We start from the raw sequence: 4,267 nt of genomic DNA on the forward strand, positions 1-4,267 counted from the left end.
CGTTCTCGTACTTCCGGTGAATAACTGATTTGATTCTTCATCTTCTCCTCCTCTCAAATCATTTTATCTCCGGAAAACCCGGTGCGATTCATTGTTTGGCTTGAGCTGATCATTCATCCCACTGCATTACTGGTTTTCCAGGAGCTGCCAATAAGTAAACGTTTGAGCCCAATTCAAAAAACGCATCACCCGCGATTTTTTAATCTGCGAGAGTGGTGGGTGATTGGCATTGTCGGAGTCCTGCTGACATTAATGATCATCTATGGCTATGAACACAGCCTTGGCATAGGCCACGAGGTTGAACACGCACGAGCCATGGCCCTAGTTACTCTCACGTTTGCAAGCGCCATGTTAACTATTGTTCTGAGCGGCCTGTCTAACTTTATGTCACGTATCATGGTGGGAGCAACAATCGCACTGACTTTGCTGCTGGTGCAATTTCCAACTTTGGCCTCGCTATTACATCTGACTCCACTGCATTTAAACGACTTGATACTAAGTGCCGCAGGTACGCTTGGAATTGCCATGATTGTCGTTTTTGGACGGTTCAGGGTTCAGTTGCATTAACTGAGAATAGTTAAGTCAACATCACTAAAAATGCCTCACAAAACCAATTTTTATCATGCAGCTACACCGAATAATCTGCCCACTGCCGCAGTTAAAGTCATTGCAAGCGCTCCCCAGAATGTAACTCTAATAGCACCAATAGATATTTTTGCTCCTCCTGCACGTGCGGCAAGACCACCCAAAGCCGCCAGAAATACAAGTGAAAATACCGCAACTGCCGGAATAAGTTGAATATCTGACACCTTCCATGCGACCAATAGAGGCAACGCAGCGCCAATAGTGAATGTGCCCGCAGAGAAAAGTGCTGCTTGAATAGGACGTGCTCTAACGCTCTCAACCAAACCTAATTCATCTCTTGCATGAGCTCCCAATGCATCATATGTCATTAGTTGCTCAGCCACTTGTTTTGCCAGATTGGAATCAAGTCCTCTTTTTTCATAAATATTTGCCAATTCCTTCAACTCAAACTCATAATCATCCTTTAGTGATTCTCTCTCAAGTTCAAGATCCGCCTTTTCTGTATCTAACTGAGAGCTAACCGACACATATTCACCTGCAGCCATCGACATGGCACCTGCAACCAATCCTGCAATTCCAGCAAGCATAATATCCGTGTGTGCTGATTGCGCTGCTGCAACACCTATAATAAGACTTGCGGTTGAAACGATGCCATCATTGGCGCCGAGTACAGCAGCGCGCAACCATCCTATCCGATGTGATCTATGTATTTCATGGTGACTCATAGCATTTCCTGAGATTTTTTCTGAGGTTGTAAAAGAGTGGTACTAAATTTTATTTCAATTTCATATCGTTGTGCTTATAGGTATCAATAAATAATGGCGTCAGTGAATCTGAATTTTGTTAGTATGAATTCAAAGTTTCTATATTACGTTTTAATCAAATGGAGATTGAATCCAATGCAAAAGATAAGCTTCATCATCCTGATTACATTCCTGTTTAATACCAGCAGCTTAATGGCCCAATCGCCAGCACCAGTCAACAAAAGTGAAAAAGACCAAGTTAGAGAAATTGTTCGGCATGTGATTGAGTCAAATGACGAATTTGTTAAGAGATTGCCACCGGATTATTTTAACCAACTCATTCATGGACAGAAACCCATGGCAACGATGGTAACTTGTGCTGATTCCCGATTGCACACCCATGCGCTTGATATTCATCCTGATGGAGATCTTTTTTTAGTCCGTAACATTGGCAATCAAGTCTCAACGGCTGAAGGATCCATTGAATATGGTGTGCGTCATTTACATACGCCCGTATTATTTATTATTGGGCACTCATCTTGCGGAGCCGTTGAAGCGGCCATGTCAAAGCCGACGCATCTTGAGCCTTCGATTTGGCGTGAATTGGATACGATCAAAGTTGCTGGCAATAAATCTGATGATCATGCGCAGGTTAAAGAAAGTGTTGAGTCAAATGTGAATCATCAGGTTTCGACTGCTTTAAAGAAATATGACAAAGAAGTCAAGGCTGGCCATTTGACTATTATTGGGGGTGTGTATGATTTTCGCAATGACTATTCTCAAGGCAGTGGCCGCCTTGTCTTAATCAATGTTAACGGAGAAACAAACCTGGCAGAAATTAAGAAGCTGCCAATAGTTAACTTCAAATAAGGATAAAGTAAGGCATAGTGGCATAAACTTGTAGCTGATAACTCAGGAAAATGAATGAATCAAGCATCCACTACACAGAAAACTGATGATGTCAGGGCGGATTCACAAGCAGCGCTTACTACAAGCCAATTCATACACCGAAAAATCCTGGTTCGTCTGTTTCTGGGGTGGTTGTTTCTCAGTATCACAATTGGCGGTATCGTCTTGTGGTTGGAAATAAACCGCTTCCAGCAATTTATTCATGAGCTTGCACTCAAGGAATCTGCGGCATTAAGTGCTGGATCACCCTACAATCTAAAACAACTGGATACTGCGGCCTTTCAGCATTTAACAAACTTGGCACAGCAGTTGGTAAACCAACATTTTCTCGTTGTCGAGCTTTATGATCTCGATAAACAACTCAGAATTGAAGCCGTTCGACCAGGACAGGAAGCAGCCGAATATGCGATTAATCAATATCGCCATCGGTTTCCGCAACAAGGCGAGCCCTCTCACGAATTTTATTTCATCAGCGGCAAGCTTCTGATGGTCACATTGATTCCGATAAAAGGACCTCAAAATACGTTCACTGGTTATTTTGAAGGCATCTATCAAGTCGATCAACAGATCCAAGATAAAATCAAACATGAATTGCTTCGCACGCTGCTATTTATAACCGTCAGCATCGCTTTCACTACTCTTTTGATGTATCCGATCATCCTGACGCTCAATCGAGGACTAATTAAGCTTTCTGACAATCTCTTAAAGGGGAATCTGGAGTTGATGAATGTGCTGGGTTGCGCCATTGCAGAGCGCGATTCCGATACGAATAGTCATAATTACCGAGTAACCTATTATGCGCTACAACTTGGTGAAACCATTGGTCTCTCTGGTAAAGATATCCGTAACCTGATAACGGGTGCTTTCTTACATGACGTTGGTAAAATTGGTATTCGCGATCCGATATTGCTTAAACCAGGAAAATTATCCCCACAAGAATTCGAGGTTATGGAAACCCATGTCTCACTGGGTATGGATATACTAAGCAAATCAAGTTGGCTCAGTGGTGCACGAGATGTGGTCGAATTTCATCATGAGAAATACGATGGCAGCGGCTATCCGCAGCGACTGAAAGGTAAGGCAATCCCCCTGAATGCTCGAATATTCGCCATTGTAGATGTGTTCGATGCACTCACCTCCAAACGCCCTTATAAAGATTCATGGACATTGGATGACGCTATCACCATGCTTAAGCGAGATAGTGGTAGCCATTTCGATCCGCAGTTGGTGGAAACCTTCGTGACGATCGCACCAGCTCTATGCAATGAGGTAAAAGGTTTGGAGGAGCATCAAATGGTAACGATGCTTCAGCGCCGCATTGCTCACCATTTCTTGTCAACTGCAAAGTAACATTTCCGTATTACATCGTTGTAGCCTAAACAATGTTTATATCTGAGTAATTAGTCGGCTCTGAAATATACACAAGCAATTGATATTAGGAACAAATGCACTGATTCTTAGTGATCATAACGACCGGGAATGTTAAAAGGGGTCATATTCCTGGTCGAAATGGTGATTAAAAATGCTAAGACATAGCAGTACGGCACATCAACCGAATTTGTTTGGAAAGACTCCTGCACAACCTCGCCTGCCAGTGCAATAACCAACTAAAATAGAGGCAGAGTTTTGGGACACTGGAACTGGTGCAACGATTGAAGCGAGGCGGTGTGCTGATGAAGATTGATGCCCTGATTGAATGGAAGGAATTACGTCCGAAGCTTAGGGGTTTGTACAAACGCGAATTATCGCATGCTGGAGGACAGGAACCGTTTGATGCGCTGATGATGTTCAAAGCGATTCTGCTGGGACAGTGGCATAGTTTGTCGGATGCGGCATTGGAGCAAGCGCTGAGTGTACGGATTGATTTTCTACAATTTTGTGGATTATCCTTGTCGGATGCGATACCGGACGAAACCACTTTGTGCCGGTTCCGTAACCGGCTAGATGATCTGTTGGCCTCTATCAATGAACAGCTTCAATCACACGGATTGATGATCAAGGGTGCGACGGGGGCGGTAATTGATGCCACG

At 43.5% G+C, this 4,267-nt stretch carries 5 protein-coding genes; 4 read left to right on the forward strand and 1 reads right to left on the reverse strand.

Annotated features, from left to right (window positions below; all coding sequences use genetic code 11):
• Positions 1–81: 81 nt before the first annotated feature.
• Positions 82–567 (forward strand): cation transporting ATPase C-terminal domain-containing protein, encoded by a 486-nt coding sequence (locus Q0K92_RS12805; RefSeq protein ID WP_297326183.1) that lies wholly within the window; start codon positions 82–84, stop codon positions 565–567.
• A 53-nt stretch (positions 568–620) separates the two neighbouring features.
• Here Q0K92_RS12805 and Q0K92_RS12810 read toward each other — a convergent pair whose 3' ends face one another.
• The gene (locus Q0K92_RS12810; RefSeq protein WP_297326184.1) at positions 621–1,310 is read right to left on the reverse strand and encodes a VIT family protein; all 690 of its coding nucleotides are present in this window, start codon (positions 1,308–1,310) and stop codon (positions 621–623) included.
• A gap of 123 nt (positions 1,311–1,433) precedes the next feature.
• On the opposite strand from Q0K92_RS12810, the gene Q0K92_RS12815 reads away from it, so the two are divergent.
• The 3 genes from Q0K92_RS12815 to Q0K92_RS12825 all read left to right on the forward strand — a co-directional run.
• Positions 1,434–2,198, forward strand: coding sequence for a carbonic anhydrase (locus tag Q0K92_RS12815; RefSeq protein ID WP_297326185.1), 765 nt, complete (start codon positions 1,434–1,436; stop codon positions 2,196–2,198).
• A 54-nt stretch (positions 2,199–2,252) separates the two neighbouring features.
• Complete coding sequence (locus Q0K92_RS12820; RefSeq protein ID WP_297326186.1) at positions 2,253–3,587, forward strand: HD domain-containing phosphohydrolase; 1,335 nt, start codon at positions 2,253–2,255, stop codon at positions 3,585–3,587.
• Positions 3,588–3,910: 323 nt separating this feature from the next.
• Positions 3,911–4,267: transposase (locus Q0K92_RS12825; RefSeq protein WP_297326187.1), on the forward strand; the 357-nt coding region annotated here is incomplete at its 3' end.

This window comes from Nitrosomonas sp. (assembly GCF_024282095.1).
In the GTDB taxonomy this organism is placed as follows: domain Bacteria; phylum Pseudomonadota; class Gammaproteobacteria; order Burkholderiales; family Nitrosomonadaceae; genus Nitrosomonas.